The 26,486-nt window shown below is 45.2% G+C and carries 25 protein-coding genes; 19 read left to right on the top strand and 6 right to left on the bottom strand.

The features are described from left to right. Positions 1 to 88: 88 nt before the first annotated feature. Positions 89 to 712 carry a redox-sensing transcriptional repressor Rex gene (locus ACQY3M_RS01335; RefSeq protein WP_428065500.1) on the bottom strand — a complete coding sequence of 208 codons (624 nt, stop codon included), beginning with the start codon at positions 710 to 712 and terminating at the stop codon, positions 89 to 91. Positions 713 to 783: 71 nt separating this feature from the next. Then, a complete protein-coding gene (gene adhE / locus ACQY3M_RS01330) occupies positions 784 to 3,444 on the bottom strand; it encodes a bifunctional acetaldehyde-CoA/alcohol dehydrogenase (RefSeq protein ID WP_428065498.1) in 2,661 nt (886 codons plus the stop codon). A 452-nt stretch (positions 3,445 to 3,896) separates the two neighbouring features. On the opposite strand from adhE, the gene ACQY3M_RS01325 reads away from it, so the two are divergent. Continuing rightward, positions 3,897 to 4,433, top strand: coding sequence for a hypothetical protein (locus ACQY3M_RS01325; protein WP_428065496.1), 537 nt, complete (start codon positions 3,897 to 3,899; stop codon positions 4,431 to 4,433). A gap of 163 nt (positions 4,434 to 4,596) precedes the next feature. Here the strand turns inward: ACQY3M_RS01325 and ACQY3M_RS01320 are convergent, their stop codons facing one another. From ACQY3M_RS01320 to epsC, 3 genes are read right to left on the bottom strand one after another with little or no spacing between them, the layout of a single operon-like run. After that, entirely contained in the window at positions 4,597 to 5,094 is a 498-nt protein-coding gene (locus tag ACQY3M_RS01320) for a thermonuclease family protein (RefSeq protein ID WP_428065494.1), read from the bottom strand. 2 nt (positions 5,095 to 5,096) lie between these two features. Then, entirely contained in the window at positions 5,097 to 7,094 is a 1,998-nt protein-coding gene (locus ACQY3M_RS01315; protein WP_428065492.1) for a phospholipase D-like domain-containing protein, read from the bottom strand. 32 nt (positions 7,095 to 7,126) lie between these two features. After that, a complete protein-coding gene (epsC, locus tag ACQY3M_RS01310) occupies positions 7,127 to 7,963 on the bottom strand; it encodes a serine O-acetyltransferase EpsC (RefSeq protein ID WP_428065490.1) in 837 nt (278 codons plus the stop codon). 52 nt (positions 7,964 to 8,015) lie between these two features. On the opposite strand from epsC, the gene ACQY3M_RS01305 reads away from it, so the two are divergent. After that, positions 8,016 to 9,158, top strand: coding sequence for a hypothetical protein (locus ACQY3M_RS01305; protein WP_428065489.1), 1,143 nt, complete (start codon positions 8,016 to 8,018; stop codon positions 9,156 to 9,158). Between the two features lie 164 nt (positions 9,159 to 9,322). Here the strand turns inward: ACQY3M_RS01305 and pepT are convergent, their stop codons facing one another. Further along, complete coding sequence (pepT, locus tag ACQY3M_RS01300; RefSeq protein ID WP_428065487.1) at positions 9,323 to 10,564, bottom strand: peptidase T; 1,242 nt, start codon at positions 10,562 to 10,564, stop codon at positions 9,323 to 9,325. Positions 10,565 to 10,663: 99 nt separating this feature from the next. On the opposite strand from pepT, the gene ACQY3M_RS01295 reads away from it, so the two are divergent. The 17 genes from ACQY3M_RS01295 (at position 10,664) to ACQY3M_RS01215 (ending at position 26,485) form a co-directional block, all read left to right on the top strand. Then, a complete protein-coding gene (locus ACQY3M_RS01295; protein ID WP_428065485.1) occupies positions 10,664 to 11,122 on the top strand; it encodes an LEA type 2 family protein in 459 nt (152 codons plus the stop codon). Positions 11,123 to 11,169: 47 nt separating this feature from the next. Further along, the gene (locus ACQY3M_RS01290; protein WP_428065483.1) at positions 11,170 to 11,658 is read left to right on the top strand and encodes an NAD(P)H-dependent oxidoreductase subunit E; all 489 of its coding nucleotides are present in this window, start codon (positions 11,170 to 11,172) and stop codon (positions 11,656 to 11,658) included. Next, positions 11,651 to 13,510 (top strand): NADH-quinone oxidoreductase subunit NuoF, encoded by a 1,860-nt coding sequence (gene nuoF / locus ACQY3M_RS01285; protein WP_428065481.1) that lies wholly within the window; start codon positions 11,651 to 11,653, stop codon positions 13,508 to 13,510. Before ACQY3M_RS01290 ends, nuoF begins: the two co-directional genes overlap by 8 nt. A gap of 5 nt (positions 13,511 to 13,515) precedes the next feature. Continuing rightward, the gene (locus ACQY3M_RS01280; RefSeq protein ID WP_428065479.1) at positions 13,516 to 15,264 is read left to right on the top strand and encodes an NADH-dependent [FeFe] hydrogenase, group A6; all 1,749 of its coding nucleotides are present in this window, start codon (positions 13,516 to 13,518) and stop codon (positions 15,262 to 15,264) included. A 130-nt stretch (positions 15,265 to 15,394) separates the two neighbouring features. Then, positions 15,395 to 17,611, top strand: coding sequence for a hypothetical protein (locus ACQY3M_RS01275; protein ID WP_428065477.1), 2,217 nt, complete (start codon positions 15,395 to 15,397; stop codon positions 17,609 to 17,611). A 128-nt stretch (positions 17,612 to 17,739) separates the two neighbouring features. Beyond that, entirely contained in the window at positions 17,740 to 19,914 is a 2,175-nt protein-coding gene (locus ACQY3M_RS01270; protein ID WP_428065475.1) for a hypothetical protein, read from the top strand. Positions 19,915 to 20,072: 158 nt separating this feature from the next. Then, a complete protein-coding gene (locus ACQY3M_RS01265) occupies positions 20,073 to 20,741 on the top strand; it encodes a hypothetical protein (RefSeq protein WP_428065473.1) in 669 nt (222 codons plus the stop codon). Between the two features lie 203 nt (positions 20,742 to 20,944). After that, on the top strand, positions 20,945 to 22,171 hold the full coding sequence (locus tag ACQY3M_RS01260; RefSeq protein WP_428065471.1) for a phage major capsid protein: 1,227 nt from the start codon (positions 20,945 to 20,947) through the stop codon (positions 22,169 to 22,171). A gap of 54 nt (positions 22,172 to 22,225) precedes the next feature. Next, positions 22,226 to 22,789 carry a phage head-tail connector protein gene (locus ACQY3M_RS01255; RefSeq protein WP_428065469.1) on the top strand — a complete coding sequence of 188 codons (564 nt, stop codon included), beginning with the start codon at positions 22,226 to 22,228 and terminating at the stop codon, positions 22,787 to 22,789. Further along, the gene (locus ACQY3M_RS01250; protein WP_428065467.1) at positions 22,786 to 23,121 is read left to right on the top strand and encodes a phage head completion protein; all 336 of its coding nucleotides are present in this window, start codon (positions 22,786 to 22,788) and stop codon (positions 23,119 to 23,121) included. Before ACQY3M_RS01255 ends, ACQY3M_RS01250 begins: the two co-directional genes overlap by 4 nt. Next, the gene (locus tag ACQY3M_RS01245) at positions 23,112 to 23,528 is read left to right on the top strand and encodes a hypothetical protein (protein ID WP_428065465.1); all 417 of its coding nucleotides are present in this window, start codon (positions 23,112 to 23,114) and stop codon (positions 23,526 to 23,528) included. The genes ACQY3M_RS01250 and ACQY3M_RS01245 overlap by 10 nt, the downstream gene beginning before the upstream one ends. Continuing rightward, the gene (locus tag ACQY3M_RS01240) at positions 23,525 to 23,914 is read left to right on the top strand and encodes a hypothetical protein (protein WP_428065463.1); all 390 of its coding nucleotides are present in this window, start codon (positions 23,525 to 23,527) and stop codon (positions 23,912 to 23,914) included. The genes ACQY3M_RS01245 and ACQY3M_RS01240 overlap by 4 nt, the downstream gene beginning before the upstream one ends. A 9-nt stretch (positions 23,915 to 23,923) precedes the next feature. Continuing rightward, on the top strand, positions 23,924 to 24,436 hold the full coding sequence (locus tag ACQY3M_RS01235; protein ID WP_428065461.1) for a hypothetical protein: 513 nt from the start codon (positions 23,924 to 23,926) through the stop codon (positions 24,434 to 24,436). 75 nt (positions 24,437 to 24,511) lie between these two features. Then, positions 24,512 to 24,910 (top strand): hypothetical protein, encoded by a 399-nt coding sequence (locus ACQY3M_RS01230; protein WP_428065459.1) that lies wholly within the window; start codon positions 24,512 to 24,514, stop codon positions 24,908 to 24,910. Next, positions 24,907 to 25,074, top strand: a complete 168-nt coding sequence (locus ACQY3M_RS01225; RefSeq protein WP_428065457.1) for a hypothetical protein — start codon at positions 24,907 to 24,909, stop codon at positions 25,072 to 25,074. Before ACQY3M_RS01230 ends, ACQY3M_RS01225 begins: the two co-directional genes overlap by 4 nt. Then, positions 25,071 to 25,787, top strand: coding sequence for a hypothetical protein (locus ACQY3M_RS01220; protein ID WP_428065455.1), 717 nt, complete (start codon positions 25,071 to 25,073; stop codon positions 25,785 to 25,787). The genes ACQY3M_RS01225 and ACQY3M_RS01220 overlap by 4 nt, the downstream gene beginning before the upstream one ends. Continuing rightward, a complete protein-coding gene (locus ACQY3M_RS01215; protein ID WP_428065453.1) occupies positions 25,784 to 26,485 on the top strand; it encodes a hypothetical protein in 702 nt (233 codons plus the stop codon). The genes ACQY3M_RS01220 and ACQY3M_RS01215 overlap by 4 nt, the downstream gene beginning before the upstream one ends. Position 26,486: the final 1 nt, after the last annotated feature.

The following is a 26,486-nucleotide window of genomic DNA, read 5'->3' as shown; positions in this document are numbered from 1 at the left end:
ATATTTTACCATATTGGAAGTATCGGAAAAAGCGGATAAAATGCTCTTGCCAAGGCGGTTCCATCGATAAAATTTTAGTGTTTGCGGGTTAATTTTTAAGTTTCAGGCAAAGCAATGCCAAGCCTATGCTGAGGTCCTCGTTTTGCAGCGCTATGTGAGGTGGAACTTTTATATCGGCAGGCGAGAAGTTCCAAATAGCCTTTATTCCCGCGCCGACTAAAGTATCTGCCACGCCCTGCGCCGCGTAAGCGGGTACGGATATTATGGCGGTGGTGATTTTGTGAGTCTGGACATAAGATGCCAAGTGCTCTATATGCAGTATGTTTTTGTTATCGGCTTTGGTTATGTCGGTATCGAAAGCCGCCACCATATTAAAGCCGTGTTTTTTAAAGCCTTCGTAGTGGAACAAAGCCGAGCCCAGTTTACCGTATCCCACAAGGCATACGTCCCTTTCCTTCTGCCAGCCCAAGAATTGCTGTATGGCGGCTATGCTGCCTTTTACATTATATCCGAGCCTTGTTTTGCCGGGCGCTTTGGCCAGCAGCATATCCTTTTTTACGGAAATCGGTTTCAGGCTTAGTTTTGATGCTATCTCCACTGAGGATATATACTGCCTGCCGTAGCGGAACATATCGTTAAACAGCCTCAAATATTGAGGCATACGCTTAACCGCTTGGATATTGCCGGCGTTTTGTTTTTCGGATTTGTTCATTGTTTTGATGTGTTTTTCTTTACGTCTTTAGAGAAGAGGCCGCCGCTTTTGGACGGCGGCCTCTTTGATATTTATTTCTTTGCGGCTTTCGCTTTTTTCTGAGCGACCAATTCTTCCCCGTAGTAAGCCTTTAAGAACAATTCTTTGATTTCGCTTACTAAAGGATATCTGGCGTTTCCGCCCGTGCATTGATCGTCGAACGCGAGTTCCGACATTTCGTCGAGTTTCGCCAAGAAGTCGGATTCGGGTATGCCGTACTCTTTGATGGAAGTCGGGATATTAAGCCCTCTTTTGAGTTTTTCGATCTCAAGTACGAGTTTGTCGACTTTCTGGCCCTTGTCGTCTTTGGAGCTATCCAACCCTAAGAAGTGGGCTATCTTGGCGTAGCGTCCTTTGACGAAAGGATACTTATACTGCGGGAACAAGCCTTGTTTCGTCGGTTTTTCCGTGGCGTTGAACTCTATTACGTAGCTGATAAGCAAGGCATTGGCCAAGCCGTGCGGAACGTGGAAGATACCGCCCAGTTTGTGCGCCATGGAGTGGCACAATCCCAAAAACGCGTTTGCAAATGACATACCGGCTATCGTAGCGGCATAGTGCATTTTCTCGCGGGCATTGGGGTTCTGCGCGCCTTCGTCATAGGATACTTTAAGATATTTAAACACAAGCCTTAAAGCTTCCAAAGCCTGGCCTTCGGTGAAGTTCGTGGAGAATATGGAAGTATAAGATTCTATCGCGTGTACCAATACGTCCAAGCCCGAAAAAGCCGTCAGGGATTTGGGCATATTCATTACGAATTCAGGATCGACGATGGCCATATCCGGCGTTAAGGCATAGTCCGTAATGGCGTATTTGGTATTGGTTCTTTCGTCGGTGATAATCGTAAAGGGAGTTACCTCCGAACCGGTGCCGGAAGTGGTTGGAATTGCCACCATCACGGCTTTTTTGCCGAGCTCCGGCAGAGGATAAATTCTCTTTCTTATATCCATAAAGCGTGCGGCGATGTCGTCAAAGCTCATATTCGGGTTTTCGTACATGAGCCAAATCATTTTGCCCGCGTCCATAGGCGATCCGCCGCCCAACGCGATAATCAAATCGGGCTGGAAGGAATCGGTAATGTGCAAGGCTTCGTGGATAGTGGCCAAGTCCGGATCGGGCTTTACCGCGCTGAATACCCTTATCGACATGCCAAGGTTTTCCAATACATCTCTTACCATAGCTACATAACCGAAGGTTTCCATCGATTTGTCGGTAATGATGAAAGCTCTTTTCTTGTCTTTAAGTTCTTCAAGGGCGAGCTTCAAAGCGCCTCTCTTAAAGTAGATTTTCTTGGGTACTTTGTACCAGTACATATTTTCTCTTCTTTCGGCAACGGATTTAATGTTCATAAGGTGTTTTACTCCGATATTTTCGCTGACGGAGTTACCGCCCCAAGAGCCGCACCCCAAGGTGAGAGAAGGCGCAAGCCTGAAGTTGTAAACATCGCCAATGGCGCCCTGCGAAGAGGGCATATTGATAAGGGTTCTGCCGGTGTGCATCGTCTTTTGGAAAAGCTCAATGTGTTTCTTATTGGCTTCGTCCGTGTAAAGAACGGAAGTATGCCCCGCGCCGCCCAGCTCAATAAGAGCTTCGGCCGTATCTACGGCGTGTTCAAAAGAGTCGGATTTGTAAAAACCGAGTATCGGGGAGAGTTTTTCGTGCGAGAAAATTTCCTCGTCGCCCACCACCGAACATTCCGCTATGAGTATCTTGGTATGTTCCGGCACTTTTACGCCAGCCATCTGCGCTATTTTGTAAGCGCTTTGCCCGACTATTGCTGCGTTTAATTTGTGGCCGTCGGGCATAATGAGGCTTCCCACGGCGGCTTTTTCTTTCTTCGTCAAGAAGTAGCAGCCTCTTAAAACGAATTCGTCTTTTACCGCGTCATAAATGGGGGCTTCCACTATTACGGATTGCTCGCTGGCGCAGATTACGCCGTTATCAAAGGTTTTGCTCATAATTACCGAGCTTACCGCCATTTTGATGTCGGCTGTGGCGTCTATAACTACGGGAGTATTGCCCGCGCCTACGCCGATAGCAGGTTTGCCGGAGCTGTAAGCCGCGTGCACCATGCCGGGGCCGCCGGTAGCCAAAATAAGGTTAATGCCGGGGTGGCGCATAAGTGCATCGGAAAGCTGCATGGTGGGTTCTTCTATCCAGCCGATGATATTTTTGGGCGCGCCCGCTTCTACCGCCGCGTTGAGTACTATTCTGGCGGCTTCTATCGTGCATTTCTTGGCGCGCGGATGCGGCGAAAATACGATACCGTTTCTCGTCTTTAAGGCCAAAAGGGATTTAAAAATGGCCGTCGCGGTCGGGTTCGTGGTAGGTACTACGCCCGCTATTATGCCGATAGGCTCGGCTATCTGTTTGTATCCGAAAGAGTCATCGTCCGTTATCACGCCGCAGGTTTTAGTGTCTTTATAACTGTTATATATGTATTCCGAAGCGAAATGGTTCTTTATAACTTTATCTTCCATTATCCCCATTCCCGTTTCGGCAACCGCGAGCTTGGCAAGATATATGCGGTTTCTGGCTGCGGCCATCGCCGCCGCCCTGAATATCTTGTCTACGGATTGCTGGTCAAAGTTGGCGTATTCTTTTTGCGCCGCTTTGACTTTTTCGACTACGGCATTAAGATTTTTAAGTGCCGCGTCTTCATTCTGAGTCGTGTTTTTTTTGGTTTCTGCCATTGTTTGGTTTCTCCGGTTTTACTGCTTTAAGTGTAAAGTAATTGGTATACTTATATATCCATTATATCAATTAGCAATTGTCAATGCAATATCTAAATAAAACTTTAAATTATCGTTAGCAATAGCACTCATATTTAAAGCTAATTGGTATATCTTGATATCTAATATACTGTTTCAGTCCTTAAATATACATCAAAAAGCCTGTTTAAAATCGAGAGAAGCTTTTTTATTCCTTATATGAGGTCGCGTTTTTCGTTGGCAGGCGTATGGGAATTGAATAAATATATACTCTGTAAAACATTTTTGAAAAATCAAAAAACGCTTGACTGTTTTTTTTTTTTTGATAAATTTCTTCTGTAACACTAGCTCATATTACTGTAAATGTTTTTATTTTTCCGAGATTGCTTTATGAGTCTTTTTTCATAGATAGGATATAAAAAGGAGGAGATTGAATGGATATGTTAATAAAAAAAGTTTCTATGAAGATGTTTTTTATGGTTTTGTGTTTTCTTCCGGCTTCGGTTTTGGTTTATGCGGAGAGTTGTTCTTCGGTTGGAAAAATAGAATATAAATATACAGCCAAAGGGTGCAGTTATATCACAGAAAAGAGGACCTGCTGTGCTAATAAAACTTGGAGTGCTTGGAACGGGAAATGTCCCATTGCTCCAGTTTCATCTTTGATAGTTCAACATCTGGAGTGCAAGGGTACAAGCTATATCTATGAATCGTTTGGGAACGGTATGTTTCAAGATTCATATCCACCTACATTTACTATACCTTATCCAAAATGTTCGACCAGTAATATTTGTTCGGGAAAATCTGAAGGTTATATCTGTTACCAAAGTTATACCGCTAAGGAGGAACAATGTGCTCGAGATGTTGATTGCAGATATTGGTCGGAGGCCGGAACCTTTGATCGAAGTCAAGAATGCTATTGGGGAGGTTCGGCCGATGTTACCATTAAAATTGTTACTTGCAAATCTTCTTGATAAAGAGGAGTTAACTTATATTGGTTGTGCCGCCAATATATGTGCAGGTTAGGAGGTTGAGTTTTGGTTTTATAAAAAGATTTACCGAAGAAAAAATCTTCGGCTCTCAACTAACCGCCCCGCCGTTTTTACGGCGGGGTTTTATTTCTTCTATTAAACTTATCTATTGAAATAGGTCTTTTTTGCTTCCGCCGTCGTATGGATAGGCCAGCCCCGCTCGGAGCAAATTCTCGCCCAAGTCTTTATTGTCTGCTTTTACGTCGCACAATAAACGAAAATATTTGTCGCGTTCACAGTTTTCAAGAACGATAGTTTTGTCTTTTAAAAAGTTTTCGGTAAAATTCTTTGCTTTTTGCGCCAGTAGTTTTTCCCTTTCAGTTTTGCCTTTTATCTCGGGGCAGTCTATTGCGCGCACTCTTACGGATATGTTTTTGCAAAGGACTTCTTCTTGGCAGTTTAAATCTATTTTAAAAGTATCGCCGTCGTATACCGAAAGCAGACTCGGAGATAGCAATGTTCCCGTTTCAATCGGCTCGGTAGTGTCTTGGGTGCGAGGGAGATTATCTACCGGTTGATATTGCATAAAATACAATATCACGGTTATTATTACGGCCGCGATAAATTGGATTTGTTTCTTCTTGCTCAGACGTTTTCTTGCCATAATTACAGTTGGTTTGTCAGCGCGCCGACTATCTTCCAGGCCCAGTTCATTTCTATTTCTTCCGTCATAAGTTCGGAATCTTGGAAGTCCTTTTCAAACAGGCGCGTTTCCAGTTGTTTTACGAAGGCAGGGTCGTCTATGCCGAGGCTCATCTCATTGTTTATAAACAGGCTCATTTTGTCGAAATTGGCCGATCCCACTATCGCCCAGCCGTCGTATAGAGCTGCTTTTACGTGGCTCATACCGTTATAAAAATATACTTTTATTCCGTTCCTGAAAAGTTTATTGGCCATGGCGATATTATTCTTTGCCATAATGCCTATATCGTTTTCGCTGGGGAGTATTACTCTTACATCTACGCCTCTCATTCTGGCGTCGAGAAGGTGTTTTACTATTCTGTCGTCTGAGAAATAGGCGTTCTGTATATATATTCTCTTTTTAGCCCTTTTTATTGCTTCTATCTGCGCTTTGAATATTTGCGCTTCCTGCGGCTGTGTATAGAGCAGTCTAATATTTATCATCCCCGGTTTTTCGGCATTTTTGGGCCTGCTCTTTTTGCTGAAGATTTTCCTGTACGCCGCCGAAAAGTCCCCGCCTATTCCGTTAAAACTCCAGGCCTCGTAAAAATTCTTTACCAACTTGCCGACTACCGGCCCCCGCAGCGCGATCATCATATCGTGCCATTGATAGCGGTATTCCTCGCCGAAGTTCATCCCGCCGGTATAGGCCAAATCCCTGTCTATTATTATTACTTTGCTATGGTCGAAGGTCGCCCAGGTGTTCAGGCGTTTTCTTACTTTAACTTTTGAACCTTTCTTTAAATACGAAGCTATGCTTTTTGGCATTACATAATCTTTGGAGTAGTACGCTGGCGTTTTTTTATTGTTTAACAGAGAGTTTAGCTCGTCTACCATAACTCTTACGTCCGTACCCTCTTGCGATTTGCGTTTGAGCATATCGGCCAGCGATAAGGAATACATATCTGTGGTGAATATATACAGCCTTATGAATATTGAATGTTGAGCCTGATTGGCGTTGACGAGAAAATGGGGGAAAAACTCCTCTCCGTTTACAAGCAGTTCTGCGCTGCCTTTGTATACTTCTTTTGATATCGTTTTATCCAAAAAATCGTTAAAGGCCGTCAAATCCATAGGTTGGGCGTTTTCATTTATAGGGGGAATTTGGCCTTCATTGTCGGGAGTAAGGGGGGCCATCGCGCTGTATAGGGAATTTTTACCCAAGGACAAAAGCCTGAATGTTGATGTAAAAGGAGCTTTTACTATCCCGAATATATGGCTTTTTATAAGAAAAGAATATATAAAAGACAAGGAAAAGCCCAACTCTGTCATTTGTTTTTTAAATTCGAAATATTCCGGCAGAGTTAAGGTGAGCGCAAGATTATTTTCCAAATCCAAGTATATATATGGTTCCATGGGTTTGTTTTGGGTGGGGATTAAAAATCTTTTTTCGGTTATTTCCGCAATTTGCAAATCTTTTTTTATCGCGGCGAGGAATAATTCCGTAAAGCGGCTTTCATTTATTTTGCCTACTACTTCTATATTTTCAGGCAATTCCGTAAGAAGTTTAAAATCGGCCTTGCCGTTTTCTGCTCGAAACAGTACTCCTTCAAACCCTTGTATTATTACCACTACCCCTTTGCCGTTGCCTTGCGGAATAAGTGTTTTGAAAAAATCCGTTATTATGTTTTCAAACCCGCCGGATACGTATAATATTTCCTTTTTGCCCTCTGAAGTTTCATTTACCGCTTTTGCCGCGCTTAATTGTGTGCGGGAATAATTGTCCAAGGGGTTAGATTTTTCTTTGGGAAGCTCGGCTTTTAAATAAACGTCCTTATTTTCATAAAGGTATTTTATGTAAATATTGTCCTTTAAGAGAAAAACCTCTTTCGGAGCGGTTTTGTAACTATCCACGGACGAGAGGAAGTTCTTTCTGGTCTTTGACGGCGTTGCGCAAGCGCAGAGTATTAGTATAAGCGCCATCGAAAAGGAGAATAGCTTTTTTATAATAATCGTCAAATTATGTCTTCCGTTATCCAAGTATTTGCCGCGACTACCTTACCCGGCGCTATTTTTACCGGGCCTAGAATAGCCGCACCTGCATATATAGTTACATTATCGCCTACTGTCGGATGGCGCTTAAGGCCTTTTTTTGCAAAGCCGTTTTCATCTTTAGGGAAACTTTTTGCCCCCAAAGTTACGCCCTGATATATTTTCACATTGTCGCCTATTTCGGTGGTTTCGCCTATTACTACCCCTGTGCCGTGGTCAATGAAGAAACTTTTTCCTATTTTAGCGCCGGGGTGAATATCTATTCCGGTAAGGCTGTGGGCGTGCTCGGTTATTATTCTGGCGATAAGCTGCAAATTGTTTTCGTACAAGAAATGTGCCATTCTTTGCAAGGTTATTGCCAATAGGCCGGGATAGCAGAGCATAATTTCGTAGTAATTTTTTGCGGCCGGGTCGCCTGTGTATGCGGCTTGAATGTCGCTTATAGCCAAATTCTGCAGGCGGGGAAGTTCCTCTTCAAAGCGTTTAACCAAATCGCGGGCTTTTTTGCCCGCCTGGTCGGCTTTTGTTTCCTGCCCGGAAAAACAGAGATGATGTTTTATTTCCCGTCTAAGTACGTTTAAATTTTTGTTCAGCCTTTTGTCAAAATCGTTAAGTTCGCCCTCTTTTGAACTCAGCTTGGGGCTGATGGTGTAAAGGAAAAGTGCGTCTTTAAAGAAAGTAAAGGCGCTGAGTATCGCTTGTTTGTCGGGAAAGAAATCCCTTCTGGAACAGGATACCGCCATAGAGGAGTTTTTGATATTATGCGTCAATAATCGCGCGGCCGCGGATATGTTTTTCATAAAATAATTCTACTAAATTTATTGCTATAATCTACTTGTAAGGGGGCGGCAAATGGCGTATGAAAACGTCTTGAAAGAAAATATGTCAACCAGAGGGATAATAATGAGATGGTTTAAACTTATCCCCTATGCGGCATTTGTCTCCTTAAAGCAAAGCGCTTTATTTGCGCTTTTTAACGCTTTTGCTGTATTTATGTCGTTTTCTCTTTACGAAAAAAACGACGGATACAGCTGGTTCCTCAGTGTAGCGATGAGTTTATCTCTTTTCTGTTTAGGCGTAAATTTTATTTTAGGGTACAGTTCCGTCAAACTGATGCAGGATGGCGTCAATGGGCAAAAGCAGGATGTTCTTGGTGCCGTAATTCTTACAATGAAGAAGAGTATAATAATTTTTGCATCTTCTCTCCTTTTGGCCGCTGTAATCTATTTTACGCTGTTGCCCGCGATGTATTTAAGCGGAGGATTAAAGAACTGGTATCTTTTCATATTGGTGCTGATATACACGTTTTTTTCGCCCTATATCATATTCTATCCCTGGATGATAATGTTGGAAGAGAAGAACGTCTTTGACTCTTTCCGCGCCAGTTACCATTTGGTCAGGAGCAGGTGGATAAAATACGCATTATTGTTTTTCCTGTCGGCACTGATAATGTTTTTTGCCGTTATGGGGATAATATTTGTTGCCGGGATGATAAGCGTCTGGATAAATTGGGATGTATCGTGGTCTTTATGGCGGCTTAATCAATTTTTGGGGGATACTATGCCTTTTAATATAAAGGCGGCGATATTGTTTACGGAGTTGACTTCTTTCGGTTTAAAGGCGACGCTTAGTCTTATGGCTTTTTTGTTGTTTTCTCTATACGTTGCGTTTTTTGGTTTGAATATGTTTGTTTTGATATTGGCGATAAGTTATAAAACTCTTAATGATTATAATCTTATAGTCAGCAGCGAGGCGGAAGAAGAAAACAAACCCAAGGAAGACGACCTCTTTGAAATAACTTCTTTATTTAAAAACGTTAAGGAAATAACGATAGACACTAAAGAGCCGGAAACCTTCGACGACAGCGCTATCGGACATCTTAATCGCAGAGAAACTTTGCGGCAATTTAATAAAGAAGACGAGGATACCGCCAATTTCGGCCGGATTAAGCATTTGGTGCACGAATATCCCGACCCGGAGGAAGAAGAAAAATAGCTTTACGTTCTGTTTCGTATTTATATAAAGCCCCTTGCTAAAGGGGCTGTTTCATTTTATTGATGTAATTGTAAATTACGGATTAAGCGCATAAAATCGGAACGCCCCGCCGATAGTAGTTAGGCGGGGCGTCTTTTAAAACAAAGAGTCATAAGCCTAAGGCTTTATTTCTTTGCGTTGTTTTGCGCTATTTTGGCAAGTGCTTTAACAATTTTATCCATCATATCAAGGCTAGTCCACTCAAATGGGCCGTGAGGGGTGCCGTAGCCCGCATCAATATTGGGTGTGGGCAGGCCCATGTAGGAAAGGGTTGCACCGTCGGTGCCGCCGCGAATTGGCTGCCCTTCCGGGTTTAGTCCGCACTCCGCGAAAGCGTCTTTTGCGAGTTTTAAGATACTGGGGTGCTTATCGATAATGGGTTTCATATTCCTATATGATTGTTTAACTTCCATTTCTATTTTACTGCCCGGATATTTAAGTTGTTTTTCCTTGACGATTTGTTCTAACAGCTTGATATGTTCGTCTAGTTTGTTTTCGTCGAAATCCCTGACCATTGCGTTGAGTACGCCCTTTTCAAAATCGGCCGAGCAGTTTGTAAAACAGATAAATCCGTCGCGCCCGCAGGTGGTTTCGGGAAGTTTGTTTTCAGGCCAGGAGGAGCAAATATCGGCGATTATTCTTACGGGATTTTGCATAATATCTTTGGCGTTGCCGGGGTGCGCCTGTACACCTTTGACTTTAATGGAAACGGAAGCGGCGTTAAAGTTTTCCGCTACGATGCCGTCCCCGCACTCTCCGTCCAGAGTATAGGCGAAATCCGCGCCGAAGGCTTTTACGTCGAAGTGTTTGGTGCCGCGGGCGATTTCCTCGTCAGGTGTGAAAGCTATTCTAATGTCGCCGTGTTTTATTTGGGGATTGGCGATTAGATACTCAAGCATTACCATAATTATGGTAATGCCGGCCTTGTCGTCCGCGCCGAGCAGCGTATCGCCCGAGGCGGTAACTATATCGTGTCCCAGGCATTTGTTCAGCGCGGGGGAAGTTTTTGGCGATATTACGACATTATGTTCTTTGCTTACGACAATATCTCCGCCCTGATAGTTTTTGTGCAGCACTGGTTTTACTTTCCTGCCGATGGTTCCGCCTGGATAAGTATCCATATGCGCCAAGAAGCCGATAGTCGGCACCTTATAGTCTATGTTTGAAGGCAGGGTTGCGGTAAGATAGGCGAACTCGGAGAGGTTAATATCTTTAAGCCCCAATTTTTGCAAATCGTCTTTAAGTACGCGCGCCAAATCCATCTGTGCGGCGGTGGAAGGATCGGAGGGGGAATTTTCGTCGCTGCCCGATTCTATTTGGACATATTTGGTAAAAACGTCCAGCAGTCTTTGTTTAAAGTCAGTCATAAGCACCTCTATAATATTTGCGTTTTTATATGTTTTATTATAATATGGATTTATAATTCGTTATAAATACATTATAGAAATATATCTGGGAGTTATCCAATGAAAAAACTTTTAACGATATTCTGCGCGCTGCTCTTTGCAAGCGCGTGCGCCACTGTGCAGGAAATGAAACAGGCTGTAAATTGCCGATACGAAATCAGATCGGCGCAGGTGAGCGATTTTTCTTTAAGCGATATAAATTTAGACGTGAAAGTAGCGATAAGCAATATGGACAAACAGCAAACGGCCAAGCTTAATCGTTTTGACGGGAATTTGTATATAAACGACAACGAAGTCAGCGCCATATCTTTTGGGGCTTACGAGATAGCGCCTTCGGACACGGAACTTGCCAAAGCCAGCTTGACGATACCGTTCGCCAAAGTTGGCAAGAATTTGATAGGCCTTGTAACGGCCAACAGCATATCCGTGGATTACAAGATAAAAGGAACAATGTATTTTGATACGGCTTTGGGGGAAATTCCGATGCCGGTAGTGATTACGCAGAAGAAGGATATGTAATCTGGCAGTACGAGTTTTGAAAATTAAGAACTGAGGAGACTTACAAAATGTCGCAAGAAACAACCGCCGCGGCTGAATTACGCGCGATAATAAATAAGTGGAAAGACGTTGAGGGCAGCCTTGTAATGATGCTGCATTCCGTTCAGGACAAGTTGGGTTATGTACCCAGGGAAACGGCGATGGTAATATCCAAGGAGACGGGAATACCTTTGGCCAAGATATACGAGGTTTTAACCTTTTATCATTTCTTCAAATTAAATCCTCCGGCCAAATGCCAAATAGCGGTATGTACCGGCACCGCGTGTTATTTGAAAGGCGCGCCGGAACTGCTTAAAGAGATAGAAAAATGCACGGGCGTGAAGGAAGGGGAAAGCTCACCTGACGGCAAATATTCGGTAGCGGGGTTAAGATGCATCGGCTGCTGCGGCCTTTCGCCTGTAATATCGATAAACGGGAAGATACACGGCCAGGTAAAGCCTTCGCAAATCAAAGCTATACTTGCCGAGGCGGAAAAAGCGGAGGTAAGCCATGAATAACTTGGTAAATGAAATCAACGATAAATTTAAAAAACAATATTCCAAGGTAAACAACAGGATAGTAATCTGCGGCGGAACGGGCTGTATAGCTGGCGGATCTATGGAGGTCTATAAGGCGTTTCAGGAGGAGTATAAGAAACGCGGCCTTGACTACTGCGTAGAGATAACCGACTCCTGCCGGGAAAAGAGCACCTATATATCCAAAAGCGGCTGCCAAGGCTTTTGCGCGCAAGGGCCTTTGGTAAGCGTAGGCGACATTTTCTACACGAAAGTAAAGCCCGAAGATGTTGAGGAAATAGTGGAACGCACCGTTCTTAAAGGCGAAGTGGTGGAGCGTCTTTTGTATGTAAACCCCGTAGACGGCGAGCATTGCAAGACTTTAAACGATATTCCTTTCTATAAGAAGCAGCACCGCATTTTGCTTGCGGACTGCGGCAAAATCAACCCCGAAGACATAAACGAATATATCGGCCACGGCGGGTATTTTGGTTTGAAGAAAGCCTTGGAAGTCGGCCCGGAAGCCGTAATAGCGGAGATGAAGCAAAGCGGCTTAAGAGGACGCGGCGGCGGCGGATTCCCGGTATGGCTTAAATGGGATTTGACTAGAAAACCGCAAAGCAAAGAGAAGTATATGATATGCAACGGCGACGAAGGCGACCCCGGCGCCTATATGGACAGATCCCTATTGGAAGGCAACCCGCACTCGGTGGTAGAGGGTATGATAATAGCGGGCTTTGCGATAGGCGCGAGCAGGGGTTTATTCTATATCCGCGCGGAATATCCTTTGGCGATAGAGCGCGTGCAGAAAGCCATAGACGCGTGCTATAAGACGGGCCTTTTGGGCAAGAACATAATGGGATCGGGTTTTGATTATGATTTGGAAATCCGCTATGGCGCGGGCGCGTTTGTCTGCGGCGAGGAAACGGCTTTGATCGCCTCGATAGAAGGCAACCGCGGCACGCCCAGGCCCAAACCGCCATTCCCCGCGACTAAGGGTTTATGGGGCAAGCCTACGGCTATAAACAATGTAGAAACCTTGGCCAATGTACCTTATATAATGACCAAAGGCGGAAAATGGTATTCGGAGATGGGCTCCGGCAAGTCTACGGGTACGAAAGTATTCGCAATGACGGGTAAAGCAAAGAATACGGGCTTGATAGAAGTGCCTATGGGCATTACTATAAGGGAAGTGGTATACGACATCGGCGGCGGTCCTTTGAAAGGCGACGAAGTCAAGGCGGTACAAACGGGCGGACCTTCGGGCGGCGTGATAGACCCCAAACATTTTGATATGCCGATAACTTACGAATCTTTGCAGGAGATAGGCTCGATAATGGGTTCGGGCGGCTTAATCGTGATGGACGAAACGGACTGTATGGTGGATATAGCCAAATTCTATTTGGAGTTCTGCGTAGACGAGTCCTGCGGCAAATGCGCTCCTTGCAGAATAGGCGGCTATCAGCTTTTGAGCATTTTAAATAAGATAACCAACGGCACGGCCAAGGAAGGCGATTTGGACAAATTGGAGCAAATTTCCAAGGCTATGCAGAAGGCCTCTTTATGCGCATTGGGCCAGACGGCGCCGAATCCGGTATTGTCGACGATAAAATTCTTTAGGGACGAATATGAGGCGCACATAAAGGAAAAGCGCTGTCCTACCGGCAAATGTACTCAGCTTGTGTCATACAGCATAGGCAGCGGCTGTATAGGCTGCGGCGCGTGCAAAAGGGCGTGCCCGGTCGGCGCGATCAGCGGCGAGCCGAGGAGCAAGCACAGCATTGACCCGAAGAAGTGCATCAAATGCGGGCAGTGTTTCAATGTATGCAAATTTAACGCGGTTAAGAAAGGATAAAGAATATGATTAAGTTAAAAATTAACGGCAAACCGGTAGAGGTTAAAGAAGGAACGACGATTTTGGAAGCGGCCAAACAGGCTAAAGTAAAGATACCGACCTTATGCAAACATGAGGATTTGGAAGCGAGCGGCGGCTGCGGCTTGTGTATAGTTAAGGTAAAAGGCATGCCGAAGATGCCCAGAGCCTGCACGACGGAAGTTACGGAAGGTATGGAAATTACTACACACGACGCGGAATTGGTAAGTATCAGGCGCACGGTGCTGGAACTTATAATGTCCAACCACCCCAAAGACTGCCTGGTCTGCGCGCGCAACCAAGATTGCGAGCTGCAAAGATTATGCGCGGAATTCGGCATAAGGGAAGACGCTTTCCCCAGCATAGTCAACCGCCAGCCTCATAAGAAAGACGATTCTACCGGCACTATAACAATAGACACCAGCAAATGCGTACTGTGCGGGCGCTGCGTACAGGTATGCCAGAAGGTGCAAAATGTTTGGGCGCTTGCGTTTTTGAAGAGAGGCATTAAGACGGAACTTTCGCCCGCGGGCGAGATAAACCTTCAGGAATCGCCGTGCGTAAAATGCGGGCAGTGTTCTGCTCATTGCCCCGTAGGCGCGATAGTGGAGCACGACGACACCCAAAAAGTGTGGAACGCTTTGATGGACGAGAAGAAATACTGCGTAGTGCAGATGGCGCCCGCGGTAAGAGTGGCGATAGGGGAGGCTTTCGGCTTTCCTTTGGGCGCCAATCTTACGGGCAAGCTTAACGCGGCCTTGTACGAACTGGGCTTTAAAGCTGTATTTGATACCAATACTTCCGCCGACGTGACGATAATGGAAGAGGCTTCCGAGTTTAAGCATCGCCTTACCAACGGCGGTACCCTTCCTTTAATAACCAGCTGCTGCCCTGCTTGGGTAGATTATATGGAAAAGTATCACGGCGATATAATTGATAATTTCTCCAGCGCAAAATCCCCGCAGGAGATGATGGGCGCACTGTCAAAAACTTACTATGCCCAAAAGCACAATATCGACCCTAAGGACATCTTTATGGTATCGATAATGCCGTGTACGGCCAAGAAGTACGAGATAACCAGAAGCGATGATATGTTCTCTTCGGGCTATCAGGATATAGATGTTTCTATTACTACGCGCGAATTGGCGAGAATGTTAAAACAGTCGGGCGTGAACTTTAAGGAAATCGAGGAGCGCAAAGGCGACGACATTTTAGCCGATTACAGCGGTGCCGGCACTATATTTGGCGCGACGGGCGGCGTAATGGAAGCGGCATTAAGGACGGCGCATTACCTTATAACCGGCAAAGAAGCTGCGAGTTTGGACTTTAAGGAAGTCCGCGGCTTGAAAGGTATAAAGGAAGCGGAGATAGACGTCGCCGGTACCAAGGTAAAAGTGGCGATAGCACACGGTTTGGCCAATGTCGGCGAAGTGCTTGCTAAGATAAAGAAGGCCAAGGCGGAAGGCAAAGAGCCGCCGTACCACTTTATAGAGGTAATGGCCTGCGAAGGCGGCTGTGTGGCGGGCGGAGGCCAGCCCTACGGCGTAACCAATGAGCTTAGGAAACTTAGAGCCAAAGGCTTGTATGACGAGGACGCCTCAATGAAAGTCCGCTGTTCGCACGATAACCCCGCAGTTCAAAAGATATACAAGGAGTTTTTGGGCGAGCCTCTCAGCGAGAAAGCGCATAAATTATTGCACAACCATTATAAAGCACGCGCTTCCTACAAGAAATAGCCTTGCGATTACTTGATGTTAAAATCCGCCGCCGATATACAGCGGCGGATTTTTTATGGGCCTAAAGGGCACCTTTTGTCTTCCCCAAAGGTACCTTGCCGTATTATGGCAAGAAAGATAAAATATCATTATGAAAAATATTATTTTTAGTTTTATTATATTTATCTCTTTGTTTTTACCCTCGGGTGTATACGGGCAGAAAAATATCGCCGCGTTAAATGCGGAAAATCCGTATATAACGCAAGAGGCGATTTTGAAATCTTTTTATGCGGGTAAAGTAAAGCGTGTATTAAGCGGGTTAAGGACGTATTCGGACAGATATAACGCGGTATCATTTGCGGCGTATCCGCGCACTTTTATAGAAGACAGAATTCCCAATCTTGCACCTTACGACAAGAAGGGAGAACTTTTCAAAGACGTATTGGCGACATCGTATAAAGAACTGAAGAGGCAAAAAGCGGTAAACGTGAGGGCATTAGCCGATAAGACGGTAGCGGAGATAGTATTAAATCCGCGCAGGGTGGATGTATCCAAGCGGATTCCGTTTCCGGATAAGGGAGATGTATGGTACGGGGCGTTTTATTTGAGTTCATATTATCAACAGCTAAACGATTTTATAAGAGCCATAAACGAGGAGGAGAAGGTATACAAAGATTACGCGAAGTACTTGGCTAATGGCGACAGTTTTATGCTAAGCGGGTATGAGGGGTATGATTTTGACTTGGTAAAAGGGAAGTATGACAAACGTGTATTTTTGAGAAGGAAGCAAGAGATAGAGAACTTTATAAGGCAATACAGCGATAAGGCTGACGGATTTATAAGGCGGGTCTTGGTGCCAATGCAGAGCGAAGCGATAACAGGCGCGGACGTAAGAGCGTATATAGACAGGCATTTAAGCGGTGCGGCGTTACCTGCGGGGGTAAGCGCGAAAGCTTTAAAAGAGGTGTTGGCGGAAGGGATACCCGAAGCGGAGTATTTTTATAAAGAGGCGGAGAAGCTTGATCCGTCGTTTTTGACACAGATAACTTCGCTTGGCACATTGTTTTTTAACAGTATGAATGCGAAGGGAGAGGATATAAGCAATGCCCTTAGCTTATTGGAGTATATATCGCCCGGTACTTTGGCGGAAAGATTAAACAGGTATGGGAAGATACCCTCTAGGGAGAAGGTGATAGAAGATATAGCGACGAGTATGGCGGCGGGTGCGTTAAACAGGAGTCTGGCGCAGATAGCCAATGATTTATTTGAATTTGAGAAGCCTTTTTATTATGCGGATTATACATTTGGCAATGCGGAGATGGCGATAGTTTCAAACTGGAGAGATATAGCATTAAACCAGCATTTTGGCGGGAAGAAGATAGGGCAGATAGCGACGGACAATATAATACAATCAGGGAAGCGGGCAGGGCAGGACAGATTATTGTCGCAGCAATTAAACAAGAGGAGAATAGACAAGAACATAGAGTTTTATGAGGACGCTTTCCCGATAGCGATAGATTTTGCGTCAGGGGATTTGGTATATGCGATGGCCTCGCCGATATTAAAAGGCGGGCGTTACCTAATGGCGGCCAGAGTGAAGGATTTAACTGCCTCTATTAAAGGTTTAAAGTATGCTCCGCAGGCGGCAACCAAGAATTTAGGGAAACTCTTTGGCGTTAAAACGGCAAAGAACATAAAATCAGCCGATGGACTGATTCGTCCCGTGTGGCAGTTGTCTGATGAAAGCGGCGAGGTTGTATATTACTTCAAATACGGCAGCAAGAGGGAATTATATCGGACGAAACAAATAGACAAGATAATTAAAGATCAGAATTTGGCTTCTAAATACAATCTTATTGAAATAGAATATCCGCACGTAGTAAGCGAAGGGTTGGAGGGTTTGCCTCCGGAAATGGCGGAGAAGATATCTTCCGATATGAAAAATATAGCATCCAAGATGCGCGACTCCAAAAATCGTTTGGAAGTACAATTTGTCACAAACAAGGTGGACGCCAGCGGCTTTACTTTGGCGAATGCGTCACCGGAGAGCATAGCACTTCTTAATAATATTCCAATAACTAAAGAGGAATGGAAACAAATCGTGGCTTTTTACGGCGATTTGAATAAGTCTGGTTTTTATCATACGGATATCTGGAATAATTTACATATAAGGCGGCTTGAGAACGGCAAGTTAAAAATTACCTTATTGGATTTTGAGCATTTGGGCGTATCGGATATGTTAGAACTTGAGGATTTAGAAAAGAAGTTAAGAGCCATGCATTTGAGGGAGAAGAAAGGCTCGGCCAATTATCTTAAGGAATTTGGCCCCGAGGCCGCCCGCTCCGATATGGGCAGATGGCCTTTATAGTTGTCTTTGATCTTTTTCTATACCCTCCGTTTCTTTGACGGGGGGTATTTTTTATGGGCCTAAAGGGTACTTTTTTGTTACCTAAAAGCACCTTGTTACATTATTGCCGGTAAAGATAAAATATCATTATGAAAAATATTATTTTTAGTTTTATTATATTTATCTCTTTGTTTTTACCCTCGGGTGTATACGGGCAGAAAAATATCGCCGCGTTAAATGCGGAAAATCCGTATATAACGCAAGAGGCGATTTTGAAATCTTTTTATGCGGGTAAAGTAAAGCGTGTATTAAGCGGGTTAAGGACGTATTCGGACAGATATAACGCGGTATCATTTGCGGCGTATCCGCGCACTTTTATAGAAGACAGAATTCCCAATCTTGCACCTTACGACAAGAAGGGAGAACTTTTCAAAGACGTATTGGCGACATCGTATAAAGAACTGAAGAGGCAAAAAGCGGTAAACGTGAGGGCATTAGCCGATAAGACGGTAGCGGAGATAGTATTAAATCCGCGCAGGGTGGATGTATCCAAGCGGATTCCGTTTCCGGATAAGGGAGATGTATGGTACGGGGCGTTTTATTTGAGTTCATATTATCAACAGCTAAACGATTTTATAAGAGCCATAAACGAGGAGGAGAAGGTATACAAAGATTACGCGAAGTACTTGGCTAATGGCGACAGTTTTATGCTAAGCGGGTATGAGGGGTATGATTTTGACTTGGTAAAAGGGAAGTATGACAAACGTGTATTTTTGAGAAGGAAGCAAGAGATAGAGAACTTTATAAGGCAATACAGCGATAAGGCTGACGGATTTATAAGGCGGGTCTTGGTGCCAATGCAGAGCGAAGCGATAACAGGCGCGGACGTAAGAGCGTATATAGACAGGCATTTAAGCGGTGCGGCGTTACCTGCGGGGGTAAGCGCGAAAGCTTTAAAAGAGGTGTTGGCGGAAGGGATACCCGAAGCGGAGTATTTTTATAAAGAGGCGGAGAAGCTTGATCCGTCGTTTTTGACACAGATAACTTCGCTTGGCACATTGTTTTTTAACAGTATGAATGCGAAGGGAGAGGATATAAGCAATGCCCTTAGCTTATTGGAGTATATATCGCCCGGTACTTTGGCGGAAAGATTAAACAGGTATGGGAAGATACCCTCTAGGGAGAAGGTGATAGAAGATATAGCGACGAGTATGGCGGCGGGTGCGTTAAACAGGAGTCTGGCGCAGATAGCCAATGATTTATTTGAATTTGAGAAGCCTTTTTATTATGCGGATTATACATTTGGCAATGCGGAGATGGCGATAGTTTCAAACTGGAGAGATATAGCATTAAACCAGCATTTTGGCGGGAAGAAGATAGGGCAGATAGCGACGGACAATATAATACAATCAGGGAAGCGGGCAGGGCAGGACAGATTATTGTCGCAGCAATTAAACAAGAGGAGAATAGACAAGAACATAGAGTTTTATGAGGACGCTTTCCCGATAGCGATAGATTTTGCGTCAGGGGATTTGGTATATGCGATGGCCTCGCCGATATTAAAAGGCGGGCGTTACCTTATAACGGACAAAATAAAGGAGTTTGTAGCCTCTATTAAAGGTGTAAAGAAAGTTTCCTTTTCAATGCTGAAAAACAAGAACCCTCTCTCATCTATCAATATGGCCAGGAACGTTAAGGATGAGGGATTTGGATCCCTGCGCCCGGTATGGGAACTTATGGATAATTCCGGCGATGTAAAATACTACTTAAAATTCGGCAAAATGAGTGAACTGGAAAGGACAAAACAACTTGATAAAATAATAAAGGATAATAATCTTCTTTCAAAATACAAGCATTTGGAGATAGAATATCCAAAAGTAATAAGCGAGGGAATGGACGCTTTGCCGCCCCACGTAGCACAGAAGATAGACGGTGAGATAAATTTTGTAAAAAGCAAGGTTCGCTGGGGGGGTAGTCGTTTTGACGTACCGTTTATTCTCAGCAAGGTCGATGTGAGCGGATTTAATCTGTTTGGAATGAAGTACCCTGACGCTTTATCTCTTCTTAACAATATCCCAATAAAAAAGAGCGAGTGGGATGAGATAGTCGATTTTTATAGGGATTTAAATTCGGCGGGTTTTCATCATACGGATATTATAAACAACCTTCATATGCGTCGCACGCCAAAAGGAGAGCTTAAAATTACGCTTTTAGATTTTGAGGATTTTCAAGTTCCCGATGTCTTATCCCTGCAGGAAGTGGAACTGAACCTTATATCAAATAAACTCGGCGATAAGAACATTGCCAACAAGTATTTAAGGTAAATTTATATATAAGACAAAAGCCTGGTGGCGGGCGTTTGGGCCAAAAGACCCAAAAAGGGATAGGCCTAAAAAAGAGGTAAATATGCCCAAAGGTCACTTACAGCCGGGATATAAAAATTAGATAATATAAGAAAGGAAAGTTTATAGGAGCGTTAAATATGAATATAAAGAAGATGACGATAATAGCCGCGGCTTTTGCCGTTTTGCCGACGTTTACAATGGCCCAATATTACGGGGAAAGAGTTCCCGGCAGAGAGGGCGCGATAATGGAAAGTGGTATCTTTCTGTTTAATATGATTAAAGATTTGAAAGATGAAAAACAAGAGAATAATAAGCTTGATCAAAAACTTGAAGATTTAAAAGACAAGACGGAAGCGGAATATCGCAGCGAAAGGCAGACTTCTTTGAGAGGCGAGGCCCTGCTGAAGCAGCTTAGGAAAGAGGAAAACGACAGGCGCTGGAAAGAATATCAAGAAAAGAGAGACAAAAAAATAAGCTATAAAAAGTTTATAGAAGAACAGGTCGCCAAAATACCGGCGGAGCAAAAAGCCCGTTATGACGCCATGGCGCAAGCCGAAGACTATTCCGGCCTTATTGAGGAACTGCAAAAATTTCGTTATAACGCCAACCCCAAGTTCGACTATGATGCGGACAGATATTATATTTTGCAAGCTGTTGTAAAAGTAAACGGCAAAGGTTTGGTATCCTTTGGGACTTTAGATATCGCACAGACGATAAAGGCCACAACCGATAAAGTGAGATCTTGGGCATATAAAGAAGCCGAAAAAGTTGAAAACAGCATATTAAATTCAGGCAGAGCTTTATAAAATATTTAAATCCTTTTAAACCCCGCCTTTTTAGGCGGGGTTTTATTTTGGCCGGGAAATATAATTATTGACAATTTGATAAGAATTTGATACATTTGTATCAGAATAGGGGAAGAGCCGTCAATCCGCGCAAGGGTTTGATGGCTATTTTTATTGGCGTAAATCAAGCCCGAACGGCGGAAAAGAGTTTAGAGGAGAAATAAATGGACGATATAATGGGCTCCATAAAAGAACTCAGGAAGACGCTTGACGGCAAGATAGAATCCTGCATCACCAAAGAAAAAGCTGAGAAGATGATAGAAGATATAATCAATCGTCTCCATCCCGCAGACAGCAAGGCCGTGATACCGAACTCGGAAAGCGAGATAATGGAAAAGTACGCCGCGTTTAAACGCAGAAGCGGCTTTCAGAAGGAAGAGAAATGGACAAGCGAATACGGGCGCAAATTCGGGAATATGAAGAATTTTCTTTTGGCGGCCAAGAATCGCAACTCGGTGTTAAACGATTTCAAATCGGTTTTAAGCGAAGGCGCCTCCGGCGCGACGGGCGGCGGCTATTTGGTACCGACGGAATTTTCGGCGCAGGTTATCCGTATGATGAACGAATCCAGCCCGATAATGCAGATAGCCAATATATTGCCGATGTCTTCTTGGAAGAGGCAAATCCCCAAACAGCTTACCAATCTGCAGGTGGGCTGGGTAGCGGAGAACGGGGTAAAAGGTATAAGCAACCCCACTTTCGGTCAGCTTGAGCAGACGGCTAAAGTATTGGCTACGGTAATCAAATGCACCGACGAGTTAATTCGCGACAGTGCAATAAATCTTACGCAATTCCTTTCAGAACTGGTGGCCGAGGCTATGGCTTTGGAAATAGAAAGAGTCGCTTTGCTGGGCGACGGCAGCGCCGATCCGTTCACGGGCATATTGCACGCCAGCGGCGCGAATAAAGTGGCTATGGCGGGCAATGAAGTCAGCTTCGACGACATCGCCAATTTGATTTTCAGTTTGAGCGAAGCCAACTCCAAAGACGGCGTTATAGTACTCTCACGCGCGGGCCTTAACAAATTGATGAAACTTAAAGACAGCAACGGCAATTATATATGGGCCCCGCCTTCTTTGGGCAATCCCGCCACGATATGGAATACGCCTTATGTGGTAAGTTCTCAGATCCCCAATACGGTAAGCGATGCGGGCGCTTTAACCGGCGGAAACGGCACGATAGCGTTCTTCGGCAGATTTAACAAGAACCTGTTGATTTCCCCCAGGGAGGAGATGACGGTAAAAGTATCTCAGGATGCGGCTTCGTGGAACAGCGACGGCTCTACCCTGGACAGCGCTTTTATGATGGATCAAACCTGGCTGCGCTTTACGCAGGCCTTATCCATAGACGTAACTTTCGGCAGCGCGTTTAGCTACCTTATATTCAAATAACCTTAAGAGATAAAAAGGCGGCGTTTTTACGCGCCGCCTTTTCAAGGAGCTTACATGAGTGAAATAATCCAGCCCGCCTGCACCCTGGGCGATTTAAAGATCTATCTTAAAATAAGCGAAGAGGACGAGTCAAAAGATGCTCTTTTGAATCTTCTTTTGGAATCGTGCACAATAGCGGCCGAACGTTATATGGGGCGCTATATAATTGCGCGGGAGATAACGGAAGAGCCGCACGATTTTGAAAACGGAAAAAGCAAATATCTCCAGTTGGAGCAATATCCCGTATTCGAAATAAGCAAAATAATACAGAACGGGGAAGAGATAGAAGTTTCTTCTCTAAAGGCGGATAAATATAACGGACTTATCAAGAAAAGCACGCCTTGGCGCGGCGCGGTATTGGCCAGTTATAAGGCTGGGATAGCGGCCTCGCAGGAAAGCGTACCTGCAAATATCCGCCTGGCGATATGCTGTTGGATAGCTTCTATGCTTAGCGAACAGGAAAGCGGCGGCGTCAAGAGCGAAACTTTAGGAGATTATTCCGTCAGCTATTACGACGAGCGGCAAGTCCCGCCTTCTTCGGCTGTGCTGCTGGAAAGTTACAGGAAGGTGAATTTATGAGCTTTAAGGCGCTTCTTAACCGCGTGTGCGACATAGAAAAACTTTCCTTGGGCTCCGCCGACGCTTACGGCTCGCGCTCGGAAACTTGGGAAACTCTAAAAAGCGAAGTCCCTTGCCGCCTAAGAACGCGCAGCGCCGGCGAAAAACATTACAGCTCGCCAGAATATCAATACGCCACCCATTCGCTTTACTTGGAATATCTTTCGCTCCCGCAAGGTCGGCTAAGAGCAAAGATCGGGGGCTTTTACTACGATATTACCGGCAGAATAGAGCTTGGCGGCGCGAAGAAATATCTTTGCCTATATTTGGAAAGGAAAACAGTATGCCCATAAAGAACAACTCAGACGAATTTAAACGGGATATGGATAATTTCGGCTCGAAATTGCTGGGAGCTCTTTTAAATGCGGCGAGAGTATCGGCAAGCGAGGCGGAAACGGATCTGCAAGGGAGCCTTTCCAAAACGGGCGCTGTGTTGCAAGGGGAGCGGCAAAGCTCACCCGCGTACGGCGCGCCGTATAAAGTCAGCGGGCGTCTGCTTGAATCCAGCGGCGTGGTTTATGAAGAAGGCGACGCTGGGGCCTCAATAAAGATAGGAACGGACATCAGCGCCGCGCCGTACGCGGTCTACCTGGAATACGGCGGCGCGAGAATGAAAGCCAGGCCCTATCTTCTGCCGTGCGGGCGGAGATGTTTCCAGAGAATAAGCGAATATATGCGCGGCATAAAGGGGGAAGTATGATAGTTGAAGATATTTATTCGTATTTGGCTTCGGACTCCGCTTTACGGACGGCATTAAGCGCAGACGAACGCGACTGCAAAATCTATCCCAATTACGCGGCTATAACTTCAAGAGTGCCGTATTTGGTGTACAGGTCTAGCAATCCGGGCGGGAGTTATGACGAAGTCTTAAGCGAAGAAGGCGTAACCTTCGTGATAACGGGCGAAGATTACGCCCAAACCGCGGCGATAAGCAAGGTGCTTAGCGCGCTGTTGGATTTAAACTGCGGGGGCATACCTTCCCAGGGGCACAATATATACTACGCAAAGAAAATCGGGGGCAGCGATTATATGGACGAGCTGGGGCGGCATTGTCGGGCGGTGAATTTTATTTTTAAATTCAGATAGGAGATTTATATGTCATCATCAACAAATATAGTAGTAGGCGTAAGCGCCAGCGGCACTGTTAAGGCGGGCGACTACGGCGCGCAGGAAAGCGCGGCGACGGATTTGGGTTTTATAAAGGGTGGCGTTTCCATAGAGCACGAGGAAACTTCTTACGATATTAAAGTGGATCAGGTGCTGGCGCCGATAGACAAGGTAACCACGGACGAAAGTTTAAAGATAAAGTTTTCGCTTTCGGAAGCTACCTTGGAGAATATAGCCCTTTCCTTGGGCATAGGCGCGCCCATCGGCGGCAAAATAGAATTCGGCGATAAAACCGACAATATGGTAAAAACGCTTTTTATAAACGTTAAAGGTGCGAATAATTCTTCGCGCAAATATACCTTTTGGCGCTGCCGCCCCACGGGTAAAACGGGGCAGACCTACAAACGCGACGGCGAAACTCTAATAGAGGCGGAATTTGACGTTCTGCCCGATATGAGCAAAGATCGCGGCAAGCGTTTCGGTATGATAGAAGACCTTTAAACCCCGCGCCTTATCGGCGCGCTCGGAAATAAACTCGCCCGGCCTTTTCGGGCCGGGCTTTATAAGGAGAATTTAATGAACGAACTGGAAGCGATGTGCCCTAAATCAAGGATAGTGAAACTCTGTGGACGCGAAGTGGAAATAAAAGCGCTAAGCATAAAGCAGAGCATAGATATATGGCGGATAATAAACGACGTAAAATTGGAGGGCGAGGCTCTAAAAGACGCCCCCGACGCTTTGCGCGCCGCGCGGATATTGGAAATTTTGGGCAGCAGCAAGAGCCGCGATCTTATCAATATAATTACCTGCGGAGTTTTAAAGGACATAAGCAATCCGCAGGAGAAAATAAGCCTTTTGGAACTCAGCGAGCTTGTGCAGGCTTTGGGTGAAGTCAATGATTTCGGAAGGATATTCGTAAATTTTACGCAAGCCCTGAAAGCGGCCGCGGGGCGGAGGGACTTTCGGATGCGGTGAGTTTCTGCGCTTTCGCTTACGGCTATAAGACGGAATATATATTGGCGCACAGTCTGGAGTGGCTGTCGTGGGCCTGTGAACGGGCGGCCGCTTTCAGGGCGGGCAGAGTAAGGCGCTTCATAAACGAAGAAGCGCAATTATCAAAAATAGGGATAAGCAAATGATAGAGAACATAGCAAAATTCTGCGTTGAGCTTGAGGCCGTTTTTGAAGACGGAGGCCTAAAGCAAATGTATAACGACTTTAGAAATGCGGGCGAGGAAGTCGCCGAGATATACGACTCTTTAAAAAGAGAAGCGCAAGAAAGCGGCGGCGTGGTGGCAAACAGCGCGTATTCGGGGTTTTCCTCGTTAAAGAGCGGGCTGGAAGATTTTTTTAATTTTACATCCGAATCGTTCGGCAAGATAGACGATTTGATAAAAAGCGTCTGGGAGAATATGGTATCGGGTTTCGCGCAAGCCTTAAGCAAAATGGCGGCCAATAATTTGCTTTCGGCGATATTCGGCGGCGGTGGAGGATTGCTTGGCGGGGTTTTCGGCGGGCTGTTGGGCAGCAGGCGGAGTGGCGGACCGATAGAAGAAACGGGCGCTTATTATTTGCATGCGGGCGAGTTCGTTTTGCCGCCGGAGGTCGTAAGTTCAATACAAGGCGGGGCATATAACTCCGCGCCGGCCCAATTCGGCAGCGGTGGCGCGGGCAATATCAGCGTTACGGTAAATACGCCGGTAACTTTTAACGGCGCGCCCCAAAATTCGGACGTGCGCAAAATATGCGAGGAAATATCAAACGCCGCCAGGCGCGGAGTCAGCTGGGCGGTGGAGCAGGCCAAGATAAGCTATAAAATCGGACGGGATAGAAGCTCGGAGAGTTCATTATGACTATAAAACCAATAGAAATACTTACGCCAAATATTCTTGAAGCCGCCTCTTTAAGCGACGCGCAGGGCGAGGTTTTTGCCATCAAACACGGGAGCAAAAACACAATAAGCGGCGCGGTGACGGCCGCTTTTGCCGGAACGGTTTCGGCCGAGAAAATATTGATCAAAAATACCGACGCGCAAAGTATAACGATAGAGTATAAAAGGGCGGCCTCGGACGAAAATTTTACGCTTTTTGAAGATTTCGCCCTGGTTAAAAGCGGGCGCGATATTTTGATAACTTTTGACGCCCCGCTTGAGGCAGCCTCTTTCAAATTTACCTTGCTCGGCGAAGTGGAAAGCGTGTATTTTTACGAATTTGCCCTTCTTTCGCGTCTGCTTTTTTTGGATAAGGCTTTGACCTCTTTTACACCGAGCGGATATCGCAAAGGCGGATACCATTACACTGCCGACGGTACTCTGATAAGATGGCACGAGTTCAGCAAAAAGTCAGGGGCGCTCGTTTTGGAAAATCTTTCCGAGACTACAAAGCAAACCCTTGAATATATTTGCGACGAAAATATTTTCCTTACCTTCCTTTTCTACGGCGCTTATGATTTGAGCCAAAGCGGGCAGTATGCTCTTACGGCGGATTTTAAGGCGGAACTTAACCGCCTTAGCGGGCTGTGGAACGTTTATCTTGAAATAACGGAGAAATAAA

It is taken from the genome of Candidatus Proelusimicrobium volucris (genome assembly GCF_959605025.1).
GTDB lineage: Bacteria > Elusimicrobiota > Elusimicrobia > Elusimicrobiales > Elusimicrobiaceae > Proelusimicrobium > Proelusimicrobium volucris.
Note: the sequence above shows the minus strand (reverse complement) of the source record. Positions and strands in the feature narration are given on the sequence as shown.

Excerpts from the sequence above, each read along its gene's own strand:
- ACQY3M_RS01215 (WP_428065453.1), top strand. The coding sequence starts at position 25,784 with ATGACTATAAAACCAATAGAAATACTTACGCCAAATATTCTTGAAGCC.
- ACQY3M_RS01220 (WP_428065455.1), top strand. The coding sequence starts at position 25,071 with ATGATAGAGAACATAGCAAAATTCTGCGTTGAGCTTGAGGCCGTTTTT.
- ACQY3M_RS01335 (WP_428065500.1), bottom strand. The coding sequence starts at position 712 with ATGAACAAATCCGAAAAACAAAACGCCGGCAATATCCAAGCGGTTAAG.
- ACQY3M_RS01280 (WP_428065479.1), top strand. The coding sequence starts at position 13,516 with ATGATTAAGTTAAAAATTAACGGCAAACCGGTAGAGGTTAAAGAAGGA.
- ACQY3M_RS01270 (WP_428065475.1), top strand. The coding sequence starts at position 17,740 with ATGAAAAATATTATTTTTAGTTTTATTATATTTATCTCTTTGTTTTTA.
- ACQY3M_RS01240 (WP_428065463.1), top strand. The coding sequence starts at position 23,525 with ATGATAGTTGAAGATATTTATTCGTATTTGGCTTCGGACTCCGCTTTA.
- ACQY3M_RS01290 (WP_428065483.1), top strand. The coding sequence starts at position 11,170 with ATGTCGCAAGAAACAACCGCCGCGGCTGAATTACGCGCGATAATAAAT.
- ACQY3M_RS01320 (WP_428065494.1), bottom strand. The coding sequence starts at position 5,094 with ATGGCAAGAAAACGTCTGAGCAAGAAGAAACAAATCCAATTTATCGCG.
- ACQY3M_RS01255 (WP_428065469.1), top strand. The coding sequence starts at position 22,226 with ATGAGTGAAATAATCCAGCCCGCCTGCACCCTGGGCGATTTAAAGATC.
- ACQY3M_RS01230 (WP_428065459.1), top strand. The coding sequence starts at position 24,512 with ATGAACGAACTGGAAGCGATGTGCCCTAAATCAAGGATAGTGAAACTC.
- adhE (WP_428065498.1), bottom strand. The coding sequence starts at position 3,444 with ATGGCAGAAACCAAAAAAAACACGACTCAGAATGAAGACGCGGCACTT.
- ACQY3M_RS01325 (WP_428065496.1), top strand. The coding sequence starts at position 3,897 with ATGGATATGTTAATAAAAAAAGTTTCTATGAAGATGTTTTTTATGGTT.
- ACQY3M_RS01250 (WP_428065467.1), top strand. The coding sequence starts at position 22,786 with ATGAGCTTTAAGGCGCTTCTTAACCGCGTGTGCGACATAGAAAAACTT.
- pepT (WP_428065487.1), bottom strand. The coding sequence starts at position 10,564 with ATGACTGACTTTAAACAAAGACTGCTGGACGTTTTTACCAAATATGTC.
- ACQY3M_RS01305 (WP_428065489.1), top strand. The coding sequence starts at position 8,016 with ATGGCGTATGAAAACGTCTTGAAAGAAAATATGTCAACCAGAGGGATA.
- ACQY3M_RS01275 (WP_428065477.1), top strand. The coding sequence starts at position 15,395 with ATGAAAAATATTATTTTTAGTTTTATTATATTTATCTCTTTGTTTTTA.
- epsC (WP_428065490.1), bottom strand. The coding sequence starts at position 7,963 with ATGAAAAACATATCCGCGGCCGCGCGATTATTGACGCATAATATCAAA.
- nuoF (WP_428065481.1), top strand. The coding sequence starts at position 11,651 with ATGAATAACTTGGTAAATGAAATCAACGATAAATTTAAAAAACAATAT.
- ACQY3M_RS01295 (WP_428065485.1), top strand. The coding sequence starts at position 10,664 with ATGAAAAAACTTTTAACGATATTCTGCGCGCTGCTCTTTGCAAGCGCG.
- ACQY3M_RS01235 (WP_428065461.1), top strand. The coding sequence starts at position 23,924 with ATGTCATCATCAACAAATATAGTAGTAGGCGTAAGCGCCAGCGGCACT.
- ACQY3M_RS01315 (WP_428065492.1), bottom strand. The coding sequence starts at position 7,094 with ATGGCGCTTATACTAATACTCTGCGCTTGCGCAACGCCGTCAAAGACC.
- ACQY3M_RS01245 (WP_428065465.1), top strand. The coding sequence starts at position 23,112 with ATGCCCATAAAGAACAACTCAGACGAATTTAAACGGGATATGGATAAT.
- ACQY3M_RS01265 (WP_428065473.1), top strand. The coding sequence starts at position 20,073 with ATGAATATAAAGAAGATGACGATAATAGCCGCGGCTTTTGCCGTTTTG.
- ACQY3M_RS01260 (WP_428065471.1), top strand. The coding sequence starts at position 20,945 with ATGGACGATATAATGGGCTCCATAAAAGAACTCAGGAAGACGCTTGAC.